We start from the raw sequence: 25,360 nt of genomic DNA, 5'->3' as shown, positions 1-25,360 counted from the left end.
GAGCACCGTGAGCGCACCGACCACCGCACCGCCCGGGATCGCGCCGGGCCGCGTCGGGGCGGCCGACCTCGTCCGCGACGCCCAGGACGTGCTCCGGGTCGCGGGGCGCACCGACCTGGCCCCCGGGCTCGAGGCCGCCGCGGCCCGCACCGCGGACCCCCGCACACGGGTGGTCGTGGTGGGCGAGCACAAGCAGGGCAAGTCCATGCTGGTGAACGCCCTGCTGGGTGCCGACGTGTGCGCCGTCGACGACGACGTCACCACCTCCGTCCCCCTCGTCCTGTCCCACGCCGACCGCCCGACGGCGCAGGTGGTCGTGCACGGCGCGGGCGAGCCGGAGCCGACGCTGCTGGACATCGCGCCCGAGGGGCTCGCGGCCGTGCTGGCCGGGGCTCCGGTCACCGACGACGGTCGCGAGGTGGTCCGCGCCGAGGTCGGCGTGCCGAGCCCGTTGCTCGCCGAGGGCCTCGTCGTCGTCGACACGGCGGGCGCCGGCGGCGCGGGCTCGCGGCACGCTGCCACGGCGCTCGGACTGCTGCCCGGCGCCGACGCCGTCCTCGTCGTCACCGACGCCAGCCAGGAGTACACCGAGCCCGAGCTGGCCTTCCTGCGCCAGGTGCTGGCCCTGTGCCCCACCGCGGCGTGCGTGCTCAGCAAGATCGACCTGTACCCGGACTGGCGGGAGATCGGTCGCGCCGACCGCGCCCACCTCGACCGCGCCGGGGTCGGCGCCCCGCTCATCGCCCTCTCCGCGGCCCTGCGGTCGCACGCGCTACGCACCAACGACGCAGCCCTGAACGCGGAGTCGGGCTTTCCCGACCTGATCACGTTCCTGCGCCACCGCGTGGTGCGGCAGTCCGACCAGCTGCTGCGCACGGCCGTGGCCCGGGAGGTCACCGGGGTCGTCGACCACCTCTCGCTGGCCCTGCGCACCGAGCTGGAGGCGTTGCGGGACCCGGCCGTGGGGGAGCGCAGCGCCGCGGAGCTGGCGCAGGCGCGGTCGCGCGCGGAGGCCCAGCAGCAGCGCAGCGCCAAGTGGCAGCAGACCCTCAACGACGGGGCGCTCGACCTGCTCACCGACCTCGAGCACGACCTCCGCGACCGGCTGCGCCGGGTGACCAAGACGGCCGAGGAGGTCATCGACGGTGTCGACCCGGGCCTGACCTGGGGCCAGTTCAGCGACTGGGTGGAGGACGAGGTCGTCCGCGCCGTGTGCGACAACTTCGTGTGGGCGCAGGAGCGCTCGGTGTGGCTGGCGGAGACCGTCGCCGAGCACTTCACCGAGGTCCAGGAGGTGGTGCTGCCGGAGCTGGACCTGACCAGCACCGACGGCGTGCTGGAGCCGGTCAGCGCGCTGGCCGACCTCGACCCGGGCCGGCTGACGCCCACGCAGAAGCTCCTGGTGGGCATGCGCGGCTCCTACGGCGGCGTGCTCATGTTCGGCATGGTCACCAGCCTCATGGGCTTCGCGCTGGTCAACCCCATCTCGGTCGGCGCGGGCCTGCTCCTGGGGACGAAGGCCTACCGCGACGACCGCGAGCAGCGCCTCGTCCGGCGGCGCAACGAGGCCAAGCAGGCGGTGCGCCGGCTCTCCGACGACGTGGTGTTCCAGGTCAGCAAGCAGTCGAAGGACCGGCTGCGCGGCGTGCAGCGCACCCTGCGTGACCACTTCACCGTGGTCGCCGAGCAGACGCTGCGGACGCTCAACTCGTCGTTGGCGGCGGGCAAGGCAGCCGCCCGCACGGCGGAGGCCGACGGTGAACGGCGCTGCGCCGAGCTCGAGGCCCAGCTGGCGACCCTCGGTTCGCTGCGAGCCCGCGCGGCCGCCCTCGGTGCCCCGCTGCCGGAGCCGCCCGGGCCGGTGCCGGGGGGCCGGTGAGCACGCTCGGCGCGGCCCGCGCCGTCGTCCTCGACGCCGCGGCGGCGCTGCGGGACGCACCGGAGGCGGCCGCGGCGCTGCGGGCCTGCCGCGACCGGGTCGACGGACCGCTGCGGGTCGCGCTGGCCGGCACCGTGAAGGCGGGCAAGTCGACCCTGCTCAACGCGCTCGTCGGCGAGGAGGTCGCCGCCACGGACGCCACCGAGTGCACGCGGGTGGTCACCTGGTACCGCCACGACCACGCCCCCACCGTCCACCTCACCCACCGCGGACCCGCCGGTGAGCAGCGCGACGAGCTCCCCGTGCGCCGCCGCCGGGGCCGCCTGGAGATCGACCTCGGCCCGGTCGCCGCGGCGGACGTCACCCACCTCGACGTCGGCTGGCCCGCGCGCACCCTGCGGGCCACCACCCTGGTCGACACCCCCGGCACCTCGTCGCTCTCGCCGGACGTCTCCGCCCGGACGGCCGCGCTGCTCACCCCACCCGGGGCGCCCCCCGGCGTCGACGCCGTCGTCTACCTGCTCCGCCAGCTGCACGCCAGCGACGTCGCGTTCCTGCGCCGGCTGCAGGAGACGGCCTCCGACCCGGCCGACGAGGGCGGCGCCGGCCAGGGCGCGGTCGGTGTCGTGGGGGTGCTCTCGCGGGCCGACGAGGTCGGTGCGGGCCGGCTGGACGCGCTCGCCGCGGCCCGGGACGTCGCCACCCGGCTGGCGGGGGGACCCGAGCTGGCCGGGCTCTGCCACACCGTGGTGCCGGTCGCCGGGCTGCTGGCCCTCGGGGCCCGGACCCTGCGCCAGGACGAGTACCTCGCGTTCCGCGCCCTGGCCGAGGTGGGCCGCGAGGACCTCCAGCTGGCCCTGCTGTCGGTCGACCGCTTCACCCGCGCGGACTCGACGCTGCCCGTCGGGGTGGTGCTGCGCGACCAGCTGGTCCACCGCTTCGGCGTGTTCGGCATCCGCCTGGCGGTCGCGCTGGTGCGCGGGGGAACGCCGGACGCGCCCGCGCTCGCCGCCGAGCTGCGCCGCCGCAGCGGGCTCGACGAGCTCCGCGACGTCCTCGAGGTGCAGCTCGCGCAGCGGTCCGACCAGCTCAAGGCCCACTCCGCACTGCTGTCGGTGCGGACCGTGCTGCGCGCCCACCCCGCCCCCGGCTCGGACGCACTGCTGCGCCGGGTCGACGCGCTGCTCGCCGACACGCACGGCTTCACCGAGCTCAGGCTGCTCGGCCGGCTCCCCGCCCTGCAGCTCGACCTCTCCGGCGCCGAGCTCGCCGAGCTGACCCAGGTCCTGGGCGGCCGGGGCGCAGGGGTGGCCGAGCGGCTGGGCACCGACCCCGACGCCCCGCTCGAGCTGGTCCGCTCGCGGGCGGCCGAGCTCGCAGCCAGGTGGCGCTCCCGGTCGGACCGGCCGCTGTCCGACCCGGCGACCGCCCGCGCGTGCCGCGCCGCGGCCCGCAGCGCCGAGGGGGTGCTCGCGTCGCTGCCGGGCTGACGGTCCGGCTAGCCCGCGGCCCGCGCGGTGGGCCGGCGCAGCCAGGCGCGGCTCTCCGGAAGCAGCAGCAGCGCGACGGCCACCACGAGCAGCACGCCGTGCAGCATCGGGGCCAGGCCCACCAGCCGCAGCTGGCCGCTCGACGCGCCGACCTGGGCGTCGGCGAGCAGCGCACCGGTGACCACGAGGGTGACGAGGTTGACCGCGGCGGCCCCCACGAGCAGCCCCAGCGCGGCCCGGGAGCGGCGTCGCAGCCACAGCACGGCCACCAGCTGCACCACCGCGACGACGACGGCCGCCGCGAGGGTGCCGAGCAGGGTGTACCGGACGGCGGTGGTCACGGCCTGCAGCGAGCGGTCGGGGTTGTCCAGGGCCAGCCCGACCTCCAGCCGGCTCCGCACCGGGTCGAGGTTGGCCGCGACGACGGCCGCGGCCAGGGCGGAGACGGCGATGCCGAGGACGACCACGCCGCGGGCGGCGCTGACGACCCGTGGGGTGGGGGGCGCGGCGCCGAGGTCGGGCCGCGACGGGCTGAACGCGGGCCGCTCCGGGGCGGGCCGCCTGGGCGGGGGTCCCGGCCGCTCGGCGGGGGGTCGGCTGCCCGCGGGCTCCGAGCTGCTCACGGGCCGACCCTACGGTCGGGGGCCGGCCCGGGGGAGGGTCCGGACGACTACCGGTAGGACCAGCCCTGCTCGAAGGGCAGCCCGACGTAGTTCTCGGCCAGCGTCGTCATCGCCGCCCGGGAGCCCACCGTGCCGAGCAGCTGGGCGTGCTGCACCCGCTCGTCGAACTCCGTCGCGGCGTCGTCGTACCCGGCGAAGCGGTGCAGCATCGAGGTCATCCACCACGAGAAGTGGGTGACCCGCCAGACCCGGCCCAGCACGGCGTCGGAGTAGCCGTCGAGCTCGCCCGCGTCGCCGGTCGCGGCCCAGGCGCCGAGGGCGTGGGAGAGCACGCGGACGTCGGCGATGGCCAGGTTCATCCCCTTCGCGCCCGTGGGCGGCACGATGTGCGCCGAGTCCCCGGCCAGCAGCAGCCGGCCCGCGCGCAGCGGCTCGTGGACGAAGGAGCGCATCGGGGTGATGCCCTTGTCGAAGATCCGGCCCGTGGTCAGCTCGAAGCCGTCCTCGCCGCCGAGGCGGGTGCCCAGCTCCTCCCAGATGCGGTCGTCCGGCCAGTCGTCGAGGTCGGCGTCGGGCCGCACCTGCAGGTAGTTGCGGGTGACCGTCGGCGAGCGCATGGAGTGCAGGGCGAAGCCGCGGTCGGTCTTGGCATAGATGAGCTCGTCCGACGACGGCGGCGCCTCGGCGAGGATCCCCAGCCAGGCGAACGGGTACACCCGCTCGAGCACCGTGCCGGGCACGTGGCCGCGGCTGACGCCGTGGAACCCGTCGGCGCCGACGACCCAGTCGGCCTCGAGACCGGCCGCCGCGCCGTCGTGGGTGAAGGTGACGCGGGGGCGCTCGGTGTCCTCGTCGTGGATCGCGACATCGGCGACCTCGAAGCGGACGTCCCCGCCGTCGGCCAGCCGCCGCGCGACGAGGTCCTTGACCACCTCCTGCTGGCCGTAGACCTTGATCGAGCGGCCGGTGAGCTCGGCGAAGTCGACGTGGTGGTTGCGGCCGTCGACGCGCAGGTAGATGCCCTCGTGCGGCATGCCCTCGGCGTCCATCCGCTCCCCGACGCCGGCCTCGCGGAGCAGCTCCATGGTGCCGTGCTCGAGCACACCGGCCCGGACGCGGGACTCGACGTAGCTGCGGCTGCGGGCCTCGAGGACGACGGACTCGACGCCCTGCAGGTGCAGCAGGTGGCTGAGCAGCAGGCCCGCGGGCCCCGCTCCGACGATCGCGACCTGGGTGCGCACAGCTGCCTCCTCGTCCGGGCCGGTCCTCGTCGACCGGGTCCGTCCACGGTGACGCCCACCACGCAGCCCCGCGACCCCGGTTTCCGCTCACCGGAAGCGCGCACGCAGCGGGCTTCCCGCGGCCGACGGGGCGTGACGAGACGCAGGTAGCCCGCTACCTGCGGCTGACCGCGCGTGACGAGACGCAGGTAGCCCGCTACGTGCGGGGGAGGGCGAGGGTGCGGGAGATGCCCCGGGCCGCGGCGCGGACGGCCGGGACGAGCGCGGCCGCGGGGAGCGCAGGGTCCTCGGCGGGCACCACCACCGACACGGCCGCGACGACCTCTCCGGCCCCGTCGCGCACCGGCGCCGCGACCGCCACGGAGGCGGGGTCGAGGTGGCGGTCGCACACCACGACGCCGTCGCGGCGGACGTCGGCCAGCACCGACCGCAGCCGGTGCTCGGTGGTGACGGTGTGCTGGGTGACCGCGGCCAGGCCCGCCGCCAGCACCGCGTCCAGCAGCTCGGGCCCGGCGTGCGCCAGCAGCACCAGACCGCCCGACGAGGCGTGCAGCGGCAGCCGCCCCCCGGCCCGACCCACCAGCGGCACCGCCCCGCGCCCGGAGAGGCGCTCGACGTACAGCGCCTCGAGGCCGTCGAGCACCACGAGCTGCACGTTCTCGTGCGTCGCCTCGTAGAGGTCCTCCAGGAAGGGCAGCGCGGCCTGCCGCAGCCCGTGGGTGCGGGGGGCCAGGGCGCCCAGCTCCCAGAGCCGCACCCCCACCCGGTAGCCGTCGGCGTCGTGCTCCAGCGCCCCGAGCGCGACGAGCTGTCCGGCCAGGCGGTGCACGGTGGTCAGCGGCAGGCCCGACCGCCGCTGCAGCGCCACCAGGCCGAGCCGCGGCCGGTCGGGAGTGAACGCGCCGAGCAGCGCGAACGCCCGCTCGAGGACACCCGGTCCGGTCACCGCTGATGCCTACCCCAGCGCTGCCGCGCCCACTAGCGTCGGGGCGATGACGACCACCGCCCCGGACGTCCGCCCCGGCCCGCCCGCCGACTTCGCCACGGCCGTCGAGCCCTTCCGCCGCGAGCTGCTGGCGCACTGCTACCGCATGTCCGGCTCCCGGCACGACGCCGAGGACCTGCTGCAGGACGTGCTGGTGCGGGCGTGGAAGGCGTGGGACCGCTTCGAGGGCCGCTCGTCGGTGCGCACCTGGCTGCACCGCATCGCCACCAACACCTGCCTGACCGCGCTGGAGGGCCGCGCCCGCCGCCCGCTGCCCACCGGCCTCGGTGCCCCCAGCTCGGACCCCACCGACGACCTCGTCGAGCGCGGCGAGGTGCCGTGGCTGGAGCCGCTGCCCACCGACCCGGCCGACACGGTGGCCGACCGGGAGTCGGTGCGGCTCGCGTTCGTCGCCGCGCTGCAGCACCTGCCCACCCGCCAGCGCGCCGTGCTCGTGCTGCGCGAGGTGCTGCAGCTCTCCGCGGCCGAGACGGCGGAGGCGCTGGGCACCACCGTGGCCGGGGTGAACAGCGCGCTGCAGCGGGCCCGGGCCCAGCTGGCCGAGCTCGACCCGCAGCGCGACGCCCTCGTCGACCCGGACACGCCGGCGACCCGCGCGCTGCTCGCCGCCTACGTCGCCTGCTTCGAGCGCTACGACATCGCCGGCCTGGTCGCCGTGCTGACCCGCGAGGTCGTCTGGGAGATGCCGCCGTTCGACTCCTGGTACGTCGGGCCCGAGGCCGTGGTCGGGCTCATCGGCGGGCAGTGCCCGGCAGAGGGACCGGGGGACATGGTGCTGCTGCCCACCCGCGCCAACGGCCAGCCCGCGTACGGGCTCTACATGCGCGGCCCCGACGGGCAGCACCACCCGTTCCAGCTGCACGTCCTCGGCGTCACGGCCGCGGGCGTCGGGCACGTCGCCGCCTTCTTCGACGCCAGCCCCACGGCCGGGGCGCAGGCCGGGCACGACGGCAGCGCCCTGTTCGCCGCCTTCGGCCTGCCCCCGCACCCGCCGCACGCCTGAGCACCCCGCCGAGCGCCGGTGCGTGGCGGGCGGGAGGGCCCTGGGCGCGCCACACACCGGCGCTGGGCCCCGTCACGGGCCCCCGGGAACACCCGGGCGCGCCCGTCCGTTGAGCCGGTCAGCACCACCTTGAGCCCCCCTCGCTCAGGTTCGGTTTGACGGCCGAGCCGGGAGCGCGGCAGACTTGAGCGCAGCAGGCTCAGCCCAGCGTGCCCCGGGGCTCAGCCGGCGGCACACCCCAGCACCACCAAGCACAGGAGGAACACACCATGGCTCGTGCGGTCGGGATCGACCTCGGGACCACCAACTCGGTCGTCTCCGTCCTCGAGGGCGGCGAGGCCACCGTCATCGCCAACTCGGAGGGCTCCCGCACCACCCCGTCGGTCGTCGCGTTCGCGCGCAACGGCGAGGTCCTCGTCGGGCAGCCCGCCAAGAACCAGGCCGTGACCAACGTCGACCGGACGATCCGCTCGGTCAAGCGCCACATCGGCACCGACTGGACGACGAAGATCGACGACAAGGACTACACGTCCCAGGAGATCTCGGCGCGCACGCTGATGAAGCTCAAGCGCGACGCGGAGGCCTACCTCGGCGAGGACGTCTCCGACGCCGTCATCACGGTGCCCGCGTACTTCGAGGACGCCCAGCGCCAGGCCACCAAGGAGGCCGGCCAGATCGCGGGCCTCAACGTGCTGCGCATCGTCAACGAGCCGACCGCCGCCGCGCTGGCCTACGGGCTGGACAAGGGCGAGAAGGAGCAGACGATCCTCGTCTTCGACCTCGGTGGCGGCACGTTCGACGTGTCCCTGCTCGAGATCGGCGACGGCGTCGTCGAGGTCCGCGCCACCTCCGGTGACAACCACCTCGGTGGGGACGACTGGGACCAGCGCGTCGTCGACTGGCTGGTCGAGAAGTTCAAGGCCCAGCACGGCATCGACCTGACCAAGGACAAGATGGCCCTGCAGCGCCTCCGCGAGGCCGCCGAGAAGGCCAAGATCGAGCTCTCCTCCGGGCAGAGCACCTCGATCAACCTGCCCTACATCACGGTCGACTCCGAGAAGAACCCGCTGTTCCTCGACGAGCAGCTCTCCCGCTCGGAGTTCCAGCGCATCACCTCCGACCTGCTCGAGCGCTGCCGCAGCCCCTTCCAGGCCGTGGTCAAGGACGGTGGCGTCAAGGTCGGCGACATCGACCACGTCGTGCTCGTCGGCGGCTCGACCCGCATGCCCGCGGTGTCCGAGCTGGTCAAGGAGCTGACCGGTGGCCGCGAGCCCAACAAGGGCGTCAACCCCGACGAGGTCGTCGCGGTGGGTGCGGCCCTGCAGGCCGGCGTGCTGCGCGGCGAGGTCAAGGACGTGCTGCTGCTCGACGTCACCCCGCTCTCCCTCGGCATCGAGACCAAGGGCGGCGTGATGACCAAGCTCATCGAGCGCAACACCACGATCCCGACCAAGCGCTCGGAGACCTTCACCACCGCGGACGACAACCAGCCCTCGGTGCAGATCCAGGTCTTCCAGGGCGAGCGCGAGATCGCGGCCTACAACAAGAAGCTCGGCATGTTCGAGCTGACCGGCCTGCCCCCGGCCCCGCGCGGCGTGCCGCAGATCGAGGTCACCTTCGACATCGACGCGAACGGCATCGTCCACGTCGGCGCCAAGGACCTCGGCACCGGCAAGGAGCAGTCGATGGTCATCACCGGCGGCTCGGCGCTGGGCAAGGACGAGATCGACCGGATGATGAAGGACGCCGAGGCCCACGCGGACGAGGACAAGAAGCGCCGCGAGGAGGCCGAGGTCCGCAACCAGGCCGAGTCCCTCGTCCACCAGACGGAGAAGTTCGTCAAGGACAACGAGGAGAAGGTCCCGGCCGAGGTCAAGACCAAGGTCGAGGGCGCCATCGCCGAGGCCCGCACCGCGCTGGAGGGGTCCGACACCGCAGCCATCAAGACCGCGGTGGAGAACCTGGCCACCGTCAGCCAGGAGCTCGGCTCGGCCATCTACGCCGACTCCCAGCCCACCGCGGGTGACGCGGCCGGCGCCACCACCGGCGGGGACGACGACGTCGTCGACGCCGAGGTCGTCGACGAGCCCACCGACACCGAGCAGACGGGCGAGGCGGGCTCCAAGTGATCGGCCGCAACCGCGACGGGCGCGAGGCCGAGGAGCCGGTGACCATCACCGACAAGCGCCGCATCGACCCCGACACCGGCCGGGCGCGGGAGACCGCGCCCGGGCCGGGCGGGCCGGACCCGTCCGCCACCCCCGGTGAGGAGCCGGCCCCGCACGACGCGGAGCCGGGCCTCGCCGAGGAGGCGGGCCTGCTCGACCCGGAGGCGGCGGGCAAGGGTGAGGTCGTCGACGGCGAGGTCGTCGAGGACAGCGACGCCGCGGCGGGCGACGGGCAGGACGCGGGCGACCCGGTGCAGCAGGAGCTGCTCGAGCGCACCGCGGACCTGCAGCGCCTCTCGGCGGAGTACGCGAACTACCGCCGCCGCGTCGAGCGCGACCGCCAGGCCGTGATCGACGCCGCCAAGGCCTCCGTGGCGGGGGAGCTGCTCGGGGTGCTCGACGACCTCGACCGCGCCCGCAGCCACGGCGACCTCGAGGGGCCGCTGAAGTCGGTGGCGGACAAGCTCGCCGCCGCGCTGACGAACCAGGGGCTCACCGCGTTCGGCGCCGTCGGCGACCCGTTCGACCCGTCGGTGCACGAGGCCGTCGCGCACGACGGTGCCGGCGGCGAGCCCGTCGTCGCCGTGGTGATGCGCCAGGGCTACCGCTTCGGCGAGCGCGTGCTGCGCCCGGCGATGGTGGCCGTGTCGGAGGACCCGCAGGACGCGGGCCCGACCGACGACCCGGCCGGCAGTGACACCGCCGGCAACGGCACCGCCGGCAGCGGCACCGCCGGCGGGGACACGACCGGGGGCACCGTCCCCGGACCCGGTGCCGGCCCGGCACCGGCGCAGGACTGAGGGGAGGGGACGTCCGATGAGTGCACGCGACTGGGTCGACAAGGACTTCTACGCCGAGCTGGGCGTCCCCTCCGACGCCTCGGAGGCCGACGTCAAGAAGGCCTACCGCAAGCTCGCCCGCGAGCTGCACCCCGACGCGAACCCGGGTGACGCCAAGGCCGAGGCCCGGTTCAAGTCGGTCTCCGAGGCGCAGAACGTGCTCGGGGACCCGGTGAAGCGCAAGGAGTACGACGAGGCGCGCGCCATGTTCGCCGCCGGCGGCCGGGGCCGGGGCGGGTTCAGCGCCCCCGGCGGCGCGCAGGACTTCGACCTGAGCGACCTGTTCGGCCAGGCCGGGGGTACGGCCGGTCCCGGCGGTCTCGGCGACCTGTTCGGCGGGCTCTTCGGCGGCCGCGGCCAGGCCCGCCCCGGCGGCAGCCGGCCGCAGCGCGGCAGCGACGTGCAGACCGAGGTGCGGCTGGACTTCGTCGAGGCGTGCCAGGGCGCCGTGGTGCCGCTGCGGCTCACCAGCCCGTCGCCGTGCACCAGCTGCCACGGCAGCGGCGCCCGGCCCGGCACGCACCCGCGCACCTGCCCCACCTGCTCGGGCTCGGGCGTGGTCAGCTCCAACCAGGGGGCCTTCGGCTTCAGCGAGCCGTGCCGGGACTGCCGCGGGACGGGCTCGCTCGTCGACGACCCGTGCCCGGAGTGCGGCGGCACCGGGGCCACCACCCGCACCCGCACCATCACCGTGCGGGTGCCGGCCGGGGTCGACGACGGCCAGCGGATCCGGCTGGCGGGCCAGGGCGAGGCGGGGCTGCGAGGTGCGCCCTCGGGCGACCTGTTCGTCACCGTCCACGTCACCCCGCACCCGGTGTTCGCCCGCGACGGTGACGACCTCACCCTCACCGTGCCCGTCGGGTTCGCCGAGCTTGCGCTGGGCACCACGCTCTCGGTGCCGACGCTGACCGGGCGGGTCGGGCTCAAGGTGCCGCCGGGCACGTCCGACGGTCGCACGCTGCGGCTGCGCGGACGCGGTGTCCCGCGGCGCAGCGGCACGGCGGGGGACCTGCTGGTGACGGTGTCGGTCACGGTCCCGACCACGCTGGACGCGGCGGCCACCGAGGCGCTGCAGGCCTACGCCGCGGCGGAGCAGGCGGCGGGCTTCGACCCCCGGTCCGGGTGGGCGGGCGCGCGATGAGCCCGCGGCGGCCGGGTGCGTCGGGGGTCCCGGTGGACCTCGACGCCCAGGTGTTCGTCATCTCCATCGCCGCCGAGCTCGCCGGCATGCACGCCCAGACGCTGCGCACCTACGACCGGCTCGGCCTCGTCACCCCCCACCGCAGCGCCGGTGGGGGGCGGCGGTACTCGCTGCGCGACGTGGCCCTGCTGCGCGAGGTGCAACGGCTCTCCCAGGACGAGGGCGTCAACCTCGCCGGCATCAAGCGGATCATCGAGCTGACCAACCAGGTCGAGGCCCTGCAGCACCGCATCACCGAGCTGGGCGAGGAGATCGCCGCCGCCCACGCCGCGGCCGCGGCTGCCGCCGCCGGGGTGCACGCCTCCTACCGGCGCGACCTCGTGCCCGTGCGGCAGGACACCGCGCTCGTCGTCTGGAAGCCCCGCCCCCGAACCTGACCCCGCCCGCCCCCGCACACTGCCCGCAGTGTGGCCGCCCCCGGGCGTCCCGGACCGCACACTGCCCGCAGTGTGGCCGCGCCCGGGCGTGCAAGACCGCACACTGCCCGCGGTGTGCGGGGCCGGCGGCGGGGCGTCAGTGCGCCGGCGGGAGAGGGTCGCGCCACACCTGGTGCGCGGGCATGCCCCGGGCGACCAGCCCCGTGACGGTGGCCCGCACCATCGCGGGCGACCCGCTGACCAGCGCCTGCCGGTCGTCCCACGCCCCGAACCCGGTCACCACGTCGACCAGCCGGCCCACCAGCGGCTGGTGCGTGCCGTCGGGCCGCGGCGGCGGGGGGACCCGGGTCCACGGCGCCTCGAGCGTCTCCACCACCGGCACGACCGTGAGCCACGGATTGCGGCGGGCCAGCTCGGCCAGCGCGGGCAGGTCGTAGAGGTCACCGGGGTGGCGGCCCCCGACGAACAGGTGCACCCGCGGCGCCCCGCCGGAGCGCGCCAGCTCCAGCAGCAGCGAGCGCATCGGGGCCAGACCGGTGCCGCCGGCGACCATGAGCACGTCCCGCCCGCTGGCCCGGTCCACGCGCAGCGCACCCATCGGGGTCGCGAGCGTCCAGCGGTCCCCCGGCCGGGTGTGGCCCACCACCGACCCGCTCACCCACCCCCCGGGCACCGTCCGCACGTGCAGCTCGACCTGCCCGCCCGGGTCGGGGGCCGTCGCGGGGGAGTAGGTGCGCCACAGCCCGGGCCGCCGGTCGGTGCTCACCGACAGGTACTGCCCCGCGGCCATCGCGGGCACGGGGGACCCGGCCGGGGCGCCGGGGTCGCGGTCGACCTGCAGCCGCACCACCGCCACGTCGTCGGCGACCCGGAGCCGCTCGACCACCGTTGCCGTCCACCGCCGCGGCCCGCCGACCCCCGCGTCGCCCTCGGCCATGAGGTCCGCGACGAGGGCGAACGCCTCCCGCCACGCATCCGCGGCCCGCTCGTCCCAGCCCGTCCCGAGCACGTCGCGCAGCGCACCCTCCAGCGCCACCCCCAGCGAGGCCACCTGCTGCGGGGACACGTCCAGCTTGTGGTGGTCGCGGCCGAGCCGGCGCAGGAACGGCTCGAGCTGCTCGGGGCGGTCGAGCACGGCGACCACGTGGTCCAGCGCGGCCAGCAGCCGGTGGCGCTGCACGGCCATGCTCGCGGGGAACATCGCGCGGGTCTCCGGCTCGAGGGCGAACAGCCGGGCGTAGAGCCGGGCGGTGAGCTCGTCGGAGCGCTCGCCCACCCGCTCGAGCGTCCCCCGGACGAGGGCGACCGAGGTGGTGTCCACCGGTTCCCCCCACCCGCTCGCGTCCGACGGCCCGATGATGCCAGAGCGCCGACGGCCCGAGCGGGGCGCGCCGGACGTGCCCCGCGCCGGCGGCCCGTGTGCCACCGTGTCCGGCGTGACCGGGACCACCCACCGCCGTCCGGGCTCGGACGGGGAGCACCGCAGGCAGCGCGAGCGCGGCACCACCGCCCGGGCCGAGGCCTTCTACGACCAGCAGGTGCTCGCCCGCCTGTCGCCGGAGATGGTCGACTTCCTCCGCCGCGCGGAGCTGGTCGTCGTCGCGACGGCCGACGCCGCCGGGGAGTGCGACTCCTCGGTCCGCTGCGGCCCGCCCGGCTTCGTCGTCGTGCTCGACGAGTCCCGCCTCGCGTACCCGGAGTACCGCGGCAACGGGGTGATGGCGAGCCTGGGCAACCTCGCGGAGAACCCGCACGTCGGGCTGCTCGTGCTCGACCTCGTCGACGACGTCATCGGCCTGCACGTCAACGGGTCGGCCACCGTGGTCGAGGACGAGGAGCTGCGCCGGGAGCACCCGGCGCTGCCGGCGGACCCGGTGCGCGGCCGGCGAGCGGAGTGCTGGGTGGTGGTGGCGGTCGAGGAGGCCTACGTGCACTGCCGCAAGCACCTGCCCCGCTACGCCCGGGCCGACCGCCGCCGCTCCTGGGGCACCGACGACCCGGCCCGCAAGGGCGGCGACCACTTCGCCGCCGCCGCGCAGCCCCGCCCCTGGGTCGGCTGACCGCAGGGGCGGGGCGCGGGGCCGGCTACTGCTCGCTGACGGGCGCGCTGCGGGCGACCTGGGCCTGCAGCTCGCCGGACTTCCGGTCGCGCAGGTAGTCCTTCATCTCCTGCTTGACCACCGGCATGAGCAGGTAGACGCCGCTGAGGTTGACGAAGGCGCAGAGGAACAGCATCGCGTCGGCGAAGTCGAGCACCTGGCCGAAGGAGAGCACCGTGCCGACGACGGTGAAGAACAGGAACACCAGCTTGTAGATGTTCTCGGTCAGGGCGCTGCGGCCGAACAGCGTGGTCCACGCCTTGAGCCCGTAGTAGCTCCAGGTGAGCAGGGTGGAGAACGCGAACAGCGCGACGGCGACGGAGAGGACGTAGGGGAACCAGCCCACGACGGTGGCGAACGCGTCGGAGGTGATGACGACCCCGTCGGCGGTGGTGGTGCCGGTGTCGGCCACCTCCTGGCGGGCGTCGAGCCAGCGCTGCGGGGAGGCGATGACGATGGTCACCGCGGTCATGGTGCAGACGATGACGGTGTCGATGAACGGCTCGAGCAGCGCGACGAACCCCTCGCTGACCGGCCGGTGGGTCTTGACCGCGGAGTGCGCGATGGGGGCCGAGCCGACGCCGGCCTCGTTGGAGAACGCGGCCCGCTGGAACCCGACGATGAGCACGCCGATCACGCCGCCGGTGATGCCGTCGGGGTTGAACGCGCCGCCGATGATGGCGCCGAACGCGTCGGGCAGCTGGCCGATGTTGGTGCCGATGACGACGAGGCAGGCGACGACGTACATGATCCCCATCGCGGGGACGAGCTTGCTGGTCACCTTGGCGATGGACTTGATGCCGCCGAGGATGACCGCGCCGACGAGGAACGCCAGCCCGATGCCGAAGAGCAGGGCGGCGGTGTCGCTGCCGAGGAAGCCGTCGTCGCCGCCGGTGACGTCCCGGGCCTGGGCGAAGGTCTGGTTGGCCTGGAACATGTTCCCGCCGGCGGTGCCGAACAGGATGATCGCGATCGCGAAGATCCCGGTGAGCACCTTGGACGGGATCCTGCCGAGCCGGGCGAAGGCGATCGGCAGGTACTTGAACGGCCCGCCGGAGATGGAGCCGTCCTCGTGCACCTCGCGGTACTTCACGCCGAGGGTGCACTCGCAGAACTTGGTCGCCATGCCCAGCAGCCCGGCGATGATCATCCAGAACGTGGCCCCCGGGCCACCGATGGTCACCGCGACGCCGACGCCGGCGATGTTGCCGAGCCCGACGGTGCCCGAGACCGCCGAGGACAGCGCCTGGAAGTGCGTCACCTCGCCCGGGTCGTCGTCCCGGCTGAACTTCCCGCGCACCGTCTGCAGCGCGAGCCGGAAGTGGCGGAACTGCGGGGCGCCGAAGTAGACGGTGAAGATGATCGCGGCCGCCACGAGCCAGAGCACGACGACCGGGTAGCTGCCGCCCGCGATCGGCACCTCGAAGAAGATGATCGACGACGCGGTCGAGGTGATCGGCTCGAACACGCCGTCGATCGCGCTCTCGATGGTCTGGCCGACCGTGCTGTCGGCGGCGAGCACGGACACGGCTGGATCGGGGCTCCAGGTCATCGGGAAAGAGCACACCAAGATCGGGCAAAGCCGCAAGAGGTCCGCCAGGTCGTTACGCGTCCGTCACCTGCGGGCCGTGTCCCGACTTGAGCGGAACACGCTCAAGTTCCTGTACGTTGGTTCGAGCAGGGACGCAACACCCGCGACCCGGCACCACCCCCTCGCGACCCTGAGGTGATCGATGGACTCCTTCACGCCCACCACCAAGACCCAGCAGGCGCTCTCGACCGCCGTCTCCTCGGCCACCACGGCCGGGCACTCCGACGTGCGCCCGGCGCACCTGCTCGCGGCGCTGCTCGGCCAGTCCGACGGGGTGACCGCGCCCCTGCTGCGTGCCGTGGGCGTGGACCCCGAGGGCCTGCGCACCGAGGTGGAGGCGACGCTGCGGCGGCTGCCCACCGCTGCCGGCTCCACCGTCTCGGCCCCGCAGCTCGACCGGGCCGCCGTCCGCGCGCTGGGCACCGCCCAGCAGCTCGCCGGCGAGATCGGCGACGAGTACGTCTCCACCGAGCACCTGCTCGTCGGCCTGGCCACCGGCGACGACGAGGTCGCGCGGCTGCTCACCGGCCGCGGCGCCACCCCGGCCGCGCTGCGCGACGGCTTCGCCACGGTGCGCGGCTCGGCCCGGGTCACCTCGCCGGACCCCGAGAACAGCTACCAGGCGTTGGAGAAGTTCGGAACCGACCTCACCGAGCGGGCCCGCTCCGGCGCGCTCGACCCCGTCATCGGCCGCGACACCGAGATCCGCCGCGTGGTGCAGGTGCTCAGCCGCCGCACCAAGAACAACCCGGTGCTCATCGGTGAGCCCGGCGTGGGCAAGACGGCCATCGTCGAGGGCCTCGCCCAGCGCATCGTTGCCGGGGACGTGCCCGAGAGCCTGCGCGGGCGCCGCGTCATCTCCCTCGACCTCGGCTCCATGGTCGCCGGCGCGAAGTACCGCGGCGAGTTCGAGGAGCGGCTCAAGGCCGTGCTCGACGACATCACCGCCTCCGCGGGCGAGGTCATCACCTTCATCGACGAGCTGCACACCATCGTCGGGGCCGGCGCGACCGGCGAGTCCGCCATGGACGCGGGCAACATGATCAAGCCGATGCTGGCACGCGGCGAGCTGCGCCTCGTCGGCGCGACCACGCTGGAGGAGTACCGCCAGCACATCGAGAAGGACGCGGCCCTCGAGCGTCGCTTCCAGCAGGTCCTCGTCGGCGAGCCGTCGGTGGCCGACACCGTGGGCATCCTGCGCGGGCTCAAGGAGCGCTACGAGGTGCACCACGGCGTGCGCATCACCGACGCCGCGCTCGTCGCCGCCGCCTCGCTGTCCGACCGCTACATCACCTCGCGGTTCCTGCCAGACAAGGCGATCGACCTGGTGGACGAGGCGGGCTCGCGGCTGCGCATGGAGATCGACTCCCGGCCCGTCGAGGTCGACGAGGCCGAGCGGGTGGTGCGCCGGCTGGAGATCGAGGAGGTCGCGCTGGCCACCGAGACCGACGCGGGCTCGGTGTCGCGGCTGGCCACGCTGCGCAGCGAGCTGGCCGACCACCGCGAGCACCTCGCCGAGCTGACGGCCCGCTGGCACAACGAGAAGTCGGCCATCGACGCCGTCCGCGACCTCAAGGAGCAGCTCGAGGGGCTGCGCGGGGAGTCCGACCGCGCCGAGCGCGACGGCGACCTCGGCCGGGCCGCCGAGCTGCGCTACGGCCGCATCCCCGCCCTGGAGCGCGACCTGGCGAAGGCCACCGTCACCACCGACGGCGACGTCATGCTCAAGGAGGAGGTGGGCCCCGACGACGTGGCCGACGTGGTCAGCGCGTGGACCGGCATCCCCGCCGGGCGGATGCTCGAGGGCGAGACCGCCAAGCTGCTGCGCATGGAGCACGAGATCGGCCGCCGCGTCGTCGGGCAGTCCGACGCCGTGGCCGCGGTGAGCGACGCGGTGCGCCGCGCCCGGGCCGGGGTGGCCGACCCCGACCGGCCCACCGGTTCGTTCCTGTTCCTCGGCCCCACCGGGGTGGGCAAGACCGAGCTGGCGAAGGCGCTGGCGGAGTTCCTGTTCGACGACGAGCGGGCCATGATCCGCATCGACATGAGCGAGTACGGGGAGAAGCACTCCGTCGCCCGGCTCGTCGGGGCTCCCCCCGGCTACGTCGGCTACGACCAGGGCGGCCAGCTCACCGAGGCCGTCCGCCGCCGGCCCTACTCGGTGGTGCTGTTCGACGAGGTGGAGAAGGCGCACCCCGACGTGTTCGACGTGCTGCTGGCCGTGCTCGACGAGGGCCGGCTCACCGACGGGCAGGGCCGCACCGTGGACTTCCGCAACACGATCCTGGTGCTCACCTCGAACCTCGGGGCCGGGGGCAGCAAGGAGCAGGTGCTCGACGCGGTGAAGCGGGCGTTCAAGCCGGAGTTCGTCAACCGGCTCGACGACGTGGTCGTGTTCGACGCGCTCACCGCGGCCGAGCTGACGTCCATCGTGGACATCCAGGTCGCCGCGCTGGCCGAGCGGCTCGCGCAGCGCCGGCTGGTGCTGGAGGTGTCCGACGACGCGCGGACGTGGCTGGCCGAGCGCGGGTTCGACCCCCTCTACGGGGCGCGGCCGCTGCGCCGGCTGGTGCAGCAGGCCATCGGGGACCGGCTGGCCAGGGCGCTGCTGGCGGGCGACGTCGTCGACGGCGACACCGTCACGGTCACCGTGGCCGAGGACGGCTCGGGACTGCTCGTCGGCTGACCGTCCCTGAGACCGCCAATGGAGTGCCAGTGGTCGTCATCCGTCCGGGATGACGACCACTGGCACTCCAACGGCCGTCCGGGTCAGGTCAGGGACACCTCGGTGCCGCCGGAGAACGCCGAGTCGTGCAGCTCGAGCGTGGTCGGGGTGGTGCCCACGGGCACGTCGTAGACCAGCGCCACCTGCACGCTGTTGCCGGGGTTGACCTCGGTGAACGCGTTGTCGGTGTCGATCGCGAACGTCGCCCCGGTGTCGGGGGAGAGCTGGCGGCCCTGGGCGTCGATGAGCTTCTGCGCGCTCTGGTCGACGAGCTGCTGACGGTCTCCCACGTTGGTCACGTCCAGCCGGACCACCACGTACTCACCCTGGGCGGTCTCGCTGAACGGGCCGTCGCCGACGCTGGGCACGGGTGGCTCGACGGCCGTGACGGTGAACTCGAACTTCCCGTCCCGGACCGGGGTGCCGATGCCGGGGGCGTCCTCGGCGGCCGGCGCCGCAGTGCTCGTCGCCCCCGACCCGGTGGCAGCGGTGGACCCCTCTCCACCGCCGCCACCGGACGACCCACCGGAGCTCGAGACGCCGATGATGATCCCGAGGACCACCAGGACGCCGAGCACGGTGAGGATCTTGTGCCGCGCCACGAAGGACTTCCTCGGCGGCTGCGGCGGGGGGTAGCCCTGCCCCGGGGGCGGACCCCACTGGGGCTGCTGGCCGGGCCCGGGCTGGTTCGGCGGCTGGTTCGTCGGCGGGTTCGACACGGTGGTTCTCCTTCGGCGGGAGGGGGTCCCGCCGTGGTCGGCGGGCTCGCTGGGGACCAGTCGACCGGTCCGCACCCCCCGGCCACGTCCCCCCGCGGGCGGGACCCGTCTCCTCCCGTGGTCCACCCGCGGGCGCGGCCTCCTCCCGCGGGGGGAGGCCCGGTGTCGGGCCCAGGCCCTACCGTCGGCGCCCGTGACCACCACCTGGCGCCCCGCGGCCGTCCCGCCGCCCCCGGTCGCCGCCGCCCCGGTGGCCGGGCGCGGTGCGGTGCTGCGCCGCCGCCTCGCCACCACCACCGCGGTCACCGCGTCGCTGCTCAGCGCCACCACTGCCGTGGCCCTCGCCTCTGAGGCCTACTCGCAGCGGGGTGTCGGCAACCCGGTCTCGATCGGGGTGGGCTTCGTGCTCGCGCTGACGGCGTCGGTGCTCCTCGTGTGGCGCTACCGCTGGCCCTGGGTGGTCCTGGGCGTGGCGGTGGCGGCACCGGTCCTCGGCATCGCGGACGCGCTGGCCGCCCTGGTCTGCCTGGTCGGCCTGGTGCGTGTGCAGCCCCCACGTCGGGCCGCGCTGGCGGTGGCGGCCGTGCTGGCCGCGGTGGTCGTGTCGCTGAGCTGGGACGCCGCGCGGTCCGGGCCGGGGGACAGCTCACTCCTGCTCGCCTGGCGCGGGGTCGACCCGGCCACCCCGTACGAGGTCGCGCTGCCCGTGGCCTGGCTCGTGGCGGCGGTCCTCGTCGGGCTGACCGTGGGGCTGGGGCTGCTGCTGCGCACCACCTCGGCGCTGGCCGTGGCGGAGCGGACCACCCGCCAGGTGAGCAGCGAGCGCACCGAGCTGCGCGAGGAGGTGGTGCGCGCCCAGGAGCGCGCCCGCCTGGCCCGGGACGTCCACGACGGCCTCTCCACGCTGCTGACCCGCATCTCGCTGCACGCCGGCGCGCTGCAGGTGCGCGGCTACGACGGGCTGCCGGCGGCCGAGCGGGCCGAGGTCGTCGGGTCCGCGGAGCTCATCTGGGACACCGCGCACGAGGCCAACGACGCCCTGGCCCGGGCGGTGGGCGCGCTGCGCGGGCCGGGCGAGGAGCCCGGGCTCGACGAGGCGCCCGCGGTGGTGGCGGGCGCCCGGGGTGACGGCCTGCGCGCCGTGCTCACCCTCGACGTCGCGCCCGGCGCGGGCGCCACGAGCAGCCGGGTCGCACTGCGGGTGCTCCGCGAGGCGCTGGGCAACGCGGTGCGCTACGCGGGCCGGCCGGAGGCGGCCGTGCGGGTGGTGGCCGACCCGGCCCGCGGCGTCGCCGTCGAGGTGCGCTCGCCCCTGCCGCGCCGGCCCCCGGCGAGCCGCGGCACCGGCACGGGCCTGGCCGGGCTGGCCGAGGTGGTGCACGCCGCGGGCGGCCGGTTCGACGCGGGCCCGGCCGGGGCGGACTTCGTGGTGACCGCCCAGCTGCCGTGGTCCGGGAACGCCGCGTCGGGAGGTGTCGGGCCCCGCCGCTAGCGTCGCGGACGTGGCCCCCGACCCCGCCCCGCCCGAGCGCCCCACGGTGCTGCTCGTCGACGACGACGCCATGAGCCGCGCCGGCCTGGGCTCGATCCTGCGCTCCGGCGGGCTCGACGTGGTCGGGGAGTGCGAGGACGGGGACCAGGTGCTCGACGCGGTGCGCCGGCTGCGGCCCGCGGTGGTGCTCATGGACCTGCGGATGCGCCGCGTCGGCGGGCTCGACGCCACCGCGCTGCTGCACGCGCGGCTCGACGCCCCACCGGCCGTCGTCGCCGTCACCTCGCTGGACACCGACGACCTCGTCGCCCGCTCGCTGCGGGCGGGGGCCGTGGGCTTCCTGGGCAAGGACGAGCGGCCGGCCGCCTTCGTCGCCGCCGTGCGCGCCGCGGCGGCCGGGCTGGCGGTGATGACGCCCGGGTCGCTGCGCCGGGTGGCCACCCGCACCGCGGCCGCCCCGGCCACCGAGGAGGCGCTGCGCTCCCTCACCGAGCGCGAGACCGACGTGCTGCGCTGCCTCGGGGCCGCGCTGGACAACCGCCAGATCGCCACCGAGCTCGTCGTCGAGGAGAGCACCGTGAAGACCCACGTCGGCAACGTCGTCCGCAAGCTGGGCGCGGCCAACCGCGTCCACGCCGCCATCATGGCCGTGCAGGCCGGGCTGGTCGCCTCGTGAGCGGCCCGCTGGTCACGGCCGACGCGCTGGCCGCCGCGCTGGCGGGCCCCACCCCGCCCCTGGTGCTCGACGTGCGGTGGGCGCTCGGCGACCCCCACGGCCACGACCACTTCCGGGCGGGCCACGTGCCGGGCGCGGTGTTCGTCGACCTGGAGACCGAGCTGGCCGCCCCACCCGCGCCGGAGCGGGGCCGCCACCCGCTGCCCGCCGTCGCCGACCTGCAGGCCGCCGCCCGCCGCTGGGGGCTGCACGCCGAGCAGCCCGTCGTCGTCTGCGACGCCACCGGGGGCCTCGCCGCGGCCCGGGCGTGGTGGCTGCTGCGCTGGGCGGGGGTCGGCGAGGTCGCGCTGCTCGACGGTGGGGTGCCCGCGTGGGAGCGCGCCGGGCACCCGCTGGAGACGGGGGAGACCCGGCCCCGGCCCGCCGGTGACGTCGAGCTCAGCGGGGGGCACCTGCCGGTGCTCGACGCGGACGCCGCCGCCGCCCTGGCCCGTGACGGTGTGCTGCTCGACGCCCGGGCGGGGGAGCGCTACCGCGGGGAGGTCGAGCCCGTCGACCCCCGCGCCGGTCACGTCCCGGGAGCGGTCAGCGCGCCCACGGCCGACAACCTCGCCGCCGACGCCACGCTGCTGCCCGCCGCCGAGCTGGCCGCCCGGGCCCGCGCGCTGACCGGGGGGTCCGACGCGGTCGGGGTGTACTGCGGCTCCGGGGTCACCGCCTCGCACGCCGTCCTCGCGCTCGCCGTCGCCGGGGTCGACGCGGCCCTGTTCCCCGGGTCGTGGTCGCAGTGGTCGCACGACCCGGACCGTCCCGTGGCCACCGGCCCGGAGCCGGGGTGAGCGACCGGGCGGCCCGCTAGCCTCACCCGCGTGCCCCGCCCCGTCGCCCTCGTCACCGGCCCCACCTCCGGCATCGGGGCCGCCTTCGCCCGGCGCCTCGCCACCGACGGCCACGACCTGGTGCTCGTCGCCCGCGACGAGGCCGCGCTGACCGCGCTGGCCGCCGACCTGCGGAGCCGCCACGGCGCGGCCTGCGAGGTGCTGGTGGCCGACCTCTCCCGGGCCGCGGACCGCGACCGCGTGGCCGCCCGGCTCGCCGACGGGGTGGCCCTGCTGGTGAACAACGCCGGCTTCGGCACCAGCGGTGAGTTCTGGGAGGCCGACCCGGCGCTGCTGCAGGCCCAGCTCGACGTCAACGTCACCGCCGTCATGGCGCTGACCCGCGCCGCGCTGCCCGCGATGGTGGCCGCCGGGCACGGGGCGGTGGTCAACGTGTCCAGCGTGGCCGGCCTGGTCCCCGGCCGCGGCTCCACCTACTCGGCGAGCAAGGCGTGGGTGACGTCCTTCAGCGAGGGCCTCTCCGGCGGCCTCGCCGGCACCGGGGTGCGCGTGCTGGCGCTGTGCCCGGGCTTCGTGCGCACCGAGTTCCACTCCCGCGCCGGCATCGACATGGGCGGCACCGGGGGCCGGCTGTGGCTCGAGGCGGACGACGTGGTCGAGGAGTGCCTGGCCGACCTGGCCCGCGACCGGGTGCTCAGCGTCCCGGGCAGGCAGTACAAGGCCCTGGTCGCCGGGGCGCACCTGCTGCCGCGCCGCGTCCTGCGCCGGGTCTCGGCCCGCGTCGGCTCGGGACGCGGTCGCACCTAGGCCCGGCGCCGGGACGCGCGCCGCTGCTGCGCGCGGCACCCGCGCCGGTCGTTAGGGTTCGGGGCGTGTCGGCAGCGTTGTGGTTCACCCTCGCGGGTGTCGTGCTCGTGGCCGCCGTCGTCGTCCTGCTCGTCGACCAGCGCCGCCGCAGCCACCACACCCGCGTCCGCCAGGCGTGGTCGCAGGCCAGCGGGGCGCGCCACACCTCCGCCGACCCGGTCATCACCGCGCAGTGGCGCCACGGCCCGTTCGCGCACGGCGGGGCCGGTCGCGCGCTCGACCTGGTGACGTCGCAGCGCTGGGGCGCGACCCTGCACGTGTTCGACCTCGAGCAGCGCGGCCAGGTGGTCGGCACCCTCGTGGCGCTGCGCCGCCCCGTCGCCTCGGCCACCGTCCTCGAGCTGCGCACCGGTGACTCCACCCCGCCGCGGGAGTCCGAGATGGACCTGCTGGGCCCGGTCGGGTCGCGCTTCGCCTTCACCACCGACCTCGAGGCCGCCCGCCGGGCCGTCGACGAGCGGCTGGTCACCCTGGCCGAGGAGGTCGGCGAGGACGTCGACGTGGTCTGGGCCGAGGGCGGCTGGGCCCTGGCGGTGCTGCGCACCTCGAGCGGGCCGGAGCGCTGGGAGCAGGTCGCGGGCTCGCTGAGCCGCTTCGGGGACCTGCTGCGGCTGCTGCCCCCCGCGTGAGGGCCCCGGCCGCGCTCGTCGAGCGGGCCCACGGGCTCGTCGCGGCGCACCGGCGGGCCGTGCTCGGGCTGGCGGGGTCCCCCGGGTCGGGCAAGTCGTCGCTGGCCGCCGCCCTCGTCGCCGAGGTGCCCGGTGCGGTGGTGCTCGGCATGGACGGGTTCCACCTGGCCAACGGCGCGCTGCGCCGGCTGGGCCGGACCGACCGCAAGGGCGCCCCCGACACGTTCGACGCCGCCGGCTTCGTCGCCACCCTGCGCCGGGTCCGCGCCGGGGAGGACGTCTGGGCCCCGGTGCTCGACCGGCGGCTCGACGAGGCGGTCGCCGCCGCGGTGCTGGTCCCCGCGGACGCCCCGCTCGTGCTCGTCGAGGGCAACTACCTGCTGCTCGACGACGCCCCGTGGGACCAGGTGCGCCCCCTGCTCGACGAGTGCTGGTTCCTCGACGTGGCCCGCGGGGTGCGCGAGCGGCGCCTCGTCGCGCGCCACGAACGCTTCGGGGAGTCCCCGGCCCGGGCGCGGGCCCACGCGCTGGGCCCCGACGCCGCCAACGCGGCCCGGGTCGAGACCACGGCCGGGCGCGCCGACCTGCGCGTCGACCTCACCGCCCCGCTGCGCTGAGCGCCGGGGCGCGGCCGGGGGAGGCGGTAGCGTCGTCCGCCGTGGACCCGACTCCCAGTGCCCCCGTGCCCGACGTCCCCGCACTCGACCCGGTGGCCCGCGGCGAGCTGGCTGCCCTGGTCCGGGAGCTGGCCGTGGTGCACGGCCGGGTGACGCTCTCCTCCGGCGCCGAGGCGGACTTCTACGTCGACCTGCGCCGCGCCACCCTGCACCACCGCGCCGGCCCGCTGATCGGGTCGCTGCTGCGCGGCCTGACCGCCGACTGGGACTACGCCGCGGTGGGCGGGCTGACCCTGGGCGCGGACCCCGTGGCCACCGCGGTGATGCACGCCCCCGGCAGGCCCGTCGACGCGTTCGTGGTGCGCAAGGCGGCCAAGGCCCACGGCATGCAGCGCCAGGTCGAGGGGCCCGACGTCACCGGCCGCCGCGTGCTCGTCGTCGAGGACACCACCACCACCGGCAATTCGCCGCTGGCCGCGGTGCGGGCGCTGCGCGACGCGGGTGCGGAGGTGGTGGGGGTGGCGACCGTCGTCGACCGCGCCACCGGGGCGGACGAGGTCATCGCCGCGGAGGGCCTGGCCTACCGGTCCGTGCTAGGCCTGGCCGACCTCGGCCTGGGCTGAGCCCCGCCTACGAGCTGCCCGGCGGCACCGTGTCGGTCGTCGGCGCCGGGGTGGCCTCGGTGGTCGTGACCGGCTGCTCGGTCGTCGTCTCCGTGGACGTGCCTGGTGCGTCGGTCTCGGTGGGCAGGGTGGTGGTCTGCGTCGGCGTGACCGGCACGGTCGACGTGGTGGTCGGGGCCGTCGCGTCGGGGACGTCGGTCATCGTCGTCGCGACCGGGGCCTGCGTGGCGGTCTGCTCGACCGTGGTCTGCTCGGCGGTGGTCGGGTCCGCTGCGCTTGTCGCGGTCGGGGCGTCCGAGGTGGTGTACGAGGTCACCGGGGCGGTCGGCTGCGAGCCGGGCTGGCAGTCCGTGGCCTGCGCCTGGGCCTCACCGGCGCCGCCGGTCGAGGTGGCGATGGCCAGGACGAGCCCGCCCAGCACCACGGCCGAGACCTGGCCCAGGCGCGCGCGGCGGGCCCGGGTGGCCACCACCAGCAGCACCCCCGCGACCAGCAGACCCGTGCCGAGACCGACCAGCGGCCAGATCGACGCACCCGTTGCTGCGAGACACCCCACGACGCACCCGTGTTTCTTCCCCCTGTCCGAGCCCCCTGCCCGGATCGCGCGGACAGCATGCCGGGCCGTCCCCGCCCGGCACAACACCGGCCCCCGGCCA

The 25,360-nt window shown here is 75.8% G+C and carries 23 protein-coding genes; 16 read left to right on the top strand and 7 right to left on the bottom strand.

The genetic code is table 11. The features are described from left to right. Window positions 1-7 precede the first annotated feature (7 nt). Window positions 8-1,879 carry a dynamin family protein gene (locus tag ACYVOF_RS17280; protein WP_460868658.1) on the top strand — a complete coding sequence of 624 codons (1,872 nt, stop codon included), beginning with the start codon at window positions 8-10 and terminating at the stop codon, window positions 1,877-1,879. Next, a complete protein-coding gene (locus ACYVOF_RS17275; protein WP_460868656.1) occupies window positions 1,876-3,369 on the top strand; it encodes a dynamin family protein in 1,494 nt (497 codons plus the stop codon). Before ACYVOF_RS17280 ends, ACYVOF_RS17275 begins: the two co-directional genes overlap by 4 nt. Window positions 3,370-3,377: 8 nt before the next feature. Here the strand turns inward: ACYVOF_RS17275 and ACYVOF_RS17270 are convergent, their stop codons facing one another. From ACYVOF_RS17270 to ACYVOF_RS17260, 3 genes are all read right to left on the bottom strand, one after another. Continuing rightward, a complete protein-coding gene (locus tag ACYVOF_RS17270; RefSeq protein ID WP_460868654.1) occupies window positions 3,378-3,992 on the bottom strand; it encodes a hypothetical protein in 615 nt (204 codons plus the stop codon). Window positions 3,993-4,039: 47 nt separating this feature from the next. Beyond that, on the bottom strand, window positions 4,040-5,233 hold the full coding sequence (locus tag ACYVOF_RS17265; RefSeq protein ID WP_460868652.1) for a 4-hydroxybenzoate 3-monooxygenase: 1,194 nt from the start codon (window positions 5,231-5,233) through the stop codon (window positions 4,040-4,042). Between the two features lie 196 nt (window positions 5,234-5,429). Next, the gene (locus ACYVOF_RS17260; protein WP_460868650.1) at window positions 5,430-6,179 is read right to left on the bottom strand and encodes an IclR family transcriptional regulator; all 750 of its coding nucleotides are present in this window, start codon (window positions 6,177-6,179) and stop codon (window positions 5,430-5,432) included. 46 nt (window positions 6,180-6,225) lie between these two features. Between ACYVOF_RS17260 and ACYVOF_RS17255 the strand changes: the two genes are divergently transcribed. The 5 genes from ACYVOF_RS17255 to ACYVOF_RS17235 all read left to right on the top strand — a co-directional run bounded on the left by ACYVOF_RS17255 (window position 6,226) and on the right by ACYVOF_RS17235 (window position 11,827). Further along, on the top strand, window positions 6,226-7,242 hold the full coding sequence (locus tag ACYVOF_RS17255) for a sigma-70 family RNA polymerase sigma factor (protein ID WP_460868648.1): 1,017 nt from the start codon (window positions 6,226-6,228) through the stop codon (window positions 7,240-7,242). A 269-nt stretch (window positions 7,243-7,511) separates the two neighbouring features. Next, window positions 7,512-9,371, top strand: coding sequence for a molecular chaperone DnaK (gene dnaK / locus ACYVOF_RS17250; RefSeq protein WP_460868647.1), 1,860 nt, complete (start codon window positions 7,512-7,514; stop codon window positions 9,369-9,371). Further along, window positions 9,368-10,210, top strand: a complete 843-nt coding sequence (gene grpE, locus ACYVOF_RS17245; protein WP_460868645.1) for a nucleotide exchange factor GrpE — start codon at window positions 9,368-9,370, stop codon at window positions 10,208-10,210. The genes dnaK and grpE overlap by 4 nt, the downstream gene beginning before the upstream one ends. Before the next feature lie 16 nt (window positions 10,211-10,226). Continuing rightward, window positions 10,227-11,390 (top strand): molecular chaperone DnaJ, encoded by a 1,164-nt coding sequence (gene dnaJ, locus ACYVOF_RS17240; protein WP_460868643.1) that lies wholly within the window; start codon window positions 10,227-10,229, stop codon window positions 11,388-11,390. After that, a complete protein-coding gene (locus ACYVOF_RS17235) occupies window positions 11,387-11,827 on the top strand; it encodes a heat shock protein transcriptional repressor HspR (RefSeq protein WP_460868641.1) in 441 nt (146 codons plus the stop codon). The genes dnaJ and ACYVOF_RS17235 overlap by 4 nt, the downstream gene beginning before the upstream one ends. 136 nt (window positions 11,828-11,963) lie before the next feature. Here the strand turns inward: ACYVOF_RS17235 and ACYVOF_RS17230 are convergent, their stop codons facing one another. After that, window positions 11,964-13,148, bottom strand: a complete 1,185-nt coding sequence (locus ACYVOF_RS17230) for a globin domain-containing protein (protein WP_460868639.1) — start codon at window positions 13,146-13,148, stop codon at window positions 11,964-11,966. A 115-nt stretch (window positions 13,149-13,263) separates the two neighbouring features. Between ACYVOF_RS17230 and ACYVOF_RS17225 the strand changes: the two genes are divergently transcribed. Continuing rightward, window positions 13,264-13,887: a pyridoxamine 5'-phosphate oxidase family protein gene (locus ACYVOF_RS17225; protein ID WP_460868637.1), complete on the top strand. Its 624-nt coding sequence runs from the start codon at window positions 13,264-13,266 to the stop codon at window positions 13,885-13,887. A 25-nt stretch (window positions 13,888-13,912) separates the two neighbouring features. On the opposite strand, the gene ACYVOF_RS17220 is transcribed toward ACYVOF_RS17225, so the two are convergent. Further along, window positions 13,913-15,454, bottom strand: a complete 1,542-nt coding sequence (locus ACYVOF_RS17220) for an alanine/glycine:cation symporter family protein (RefSeq protein WP_460868635.1) — start codon at window positions 15,452-15,454, stop codon at window positions 13,913-13,915. A gap of 205 nt (window positions 15,455-15,659) precedes the next feature. On the opposite strand from ACYVOF_RS17220, the gene clpB reads away from it, so the two are divergent. Next, window positions 15,660-18,203 carry an ATP-dependent chaperone ClpB gene (clpB, locus tag ACYVOF_RS17215; protein ID WP_460868634.1) on the top strand — a complete coding sequence of 848 codons (2,544 nt, stop codon included), beginning with the start codon at window positions 15,660-15,662 and terminating at the stop codon, window positions 18,201-18,203. 83 nt (window positions 18,204-18,286) lie between these two features. On the opposite strand, the gene ACYVOF_RS17210 is transcribed toward clpB, so the two are convergent. Next, window positions 18,287-18,961 (bottom strand): DUF4352 domain-containing protein, encoded by a 675-nt coding sequence (locus ACYVOF_RS17210; protein WP_460868632.1) that lies wholly within the window; start codon window positions 18,959-18,961, stop codon window positions 18,287-18,289. Window positions 18,962-19,154: 193 nt separating this feature from the next. Between ACYVOF_RS17210 and ACYVOF_RS17205 the strand changes: the two genes are divergently transcribed. From ACYVOF_RS17205 to ACYVOF_RS17175, 7 genes are all read left to right on the top strand, one after another. Next, window positions 19,155-20,453, top strand: a complete 1,299-nt coding sequence (locus ACYVOF_RS17205; RefSeq protein WP_460868630.1) for a sensor histidine kinase — start codon at window positions 19,155-19,157, stop codon at window positions 20,451-20,453. Between the two features lie 10 nt (window positions 20,454-20,463). Next, complete coding sequence (locus tag ACYVOF_RS17200) at window positions 20,464-21,129, top strand: response regulator transcription factor (RefSeq protein WP_460868628.1); 666 nt, start codon at window positions 20,464-20,466, stop codon at window positions 21,127-21,129. Window positions 21,130-21,137: 8 nt separating this feature from the next. Beyond that, complete coding sequence (locus ACYVOF_RS17195; protein WP_460868970.1) at window positions 21,138-21,968, top strand: sulfurtransferase; 831 nt, start codon at window positions 21,138-21,140, stop codon at window positions 21,966-21,968. A gap of 30 nt (window positions 21,969-21,998) precedes the next feature. Then, a complete protein-coding gene (locus ACYVOF_RS17190; protein ID WP_460868626.1) occupies window positions 21,999-22,775 on the top strand; it encodes an SDR family NAD(P)-dependent oxidoreductase in 777 nt (258 codons plus the stop codon). Window positions 22,776-22,840: 65 nt separating this feature from the next. Continuing rightward, window positions 22,841-23,464 (top strand): hypothetical protein, encoded by a 624-nt coding sequence (locus ACYVOF_RS17185; RefSeq protein ID WP_460868624.1) that lies wholly within the window; start codon window positions 22,841-22,843, stop codon window positions 23,462-23,464. After that, window positions 23,461-24,081: a nucleoside/nucleotide kinase family protein gene (locus ACYVOF_RS17180; RefSeq protein WP_460868623.1), complete on the top strand. Its 621-nt coding sequence runs from the start codon at window positions 23,461-23,463 to the stop codon at window positions 24,079-24,081. Before ACYVOF_RS17185 ends, ACYVOF_RS17180 begins: the two co-directional genes overlap by 4 nt. 41 nt (window positions 24,082-24,122) lie before the next feature. After that, entirely contained in the window at window positions 24,123-24,704 is a 582-nt protein-coding gene (locus ACYVOF_RS17175; RefSeq protein WP_460868622.1) for an orotate phosphoribosyltransferase, read from the top strand. A gap of 7 nt (window positions 24,705-24,711) precedes the next feature. Here ACYVOF_RS17175 and ACYVOF_RS17170 read toward each other — a convergent pair whose 3' ends face one another. Continuing rightward, window positions 24,712-25,260 carry a hypothetical protein gene (locus ACYVOF_RS17170; RefSeq protein ID WP_460868621.1) on the bottom strand — a complete coding sequence of 183 codons (549 nt, stop codon included), beginning with the start codon at window positions 25,258-25,260 and terminating at the stop codon, window positions 24,712-24,714. Between the last annotated feature and the right edge of the window lie 100 nt (window positions 25,261-25,360).

Source organism: Rhodococcus aerolatus (assembly GCF_054783215.1).
Note: the sequence above shows the minus strand (reverse complement) of the source record. Positions and strands in the feature narration are given on the sequence as shown.

What these genes read in the sequence shown, in the direction of transcription:
- ACYVOF_RS17255 (WP_460868648.1), top strand. Translation starts at nt 6,226, where the DNA reads ATGACGACCACCGCCCCGGACGTCCGCCCCGGCCCGCCCGCCGACTTC.
- dnaK (WP_460868647.1), top strand. Translation starts at nt 7,512, where the DNA reads ATGGCTCGTGCGGTCGGGATCGACCTCGGGACCACCAACTCGGTCGTC.
- dnaJ (WP_460868643.1), top strand. Translation starts at nt 10,227, where the DNA reads ATGAGTGCACGCGACTGGGTCGACAAGGACTTCTACGCCGAGCTGGGC.
- ACYVOF_RS17235 (WP_460868641.1), top strand. Translation starts at nt 11,387, where the DNA reads ATGAGCCCGCGGCGGCCGGGTGCGTCGGGGGTCCCGGTGGACCTCGAC.
- clpB (WP_460868634.1), top strand. Translation starts at nt 15,660, where the DNA reads ATGGACTCCTTCACGCCCACCACCAAGACCCAGCAGGCGCTCTCGACC.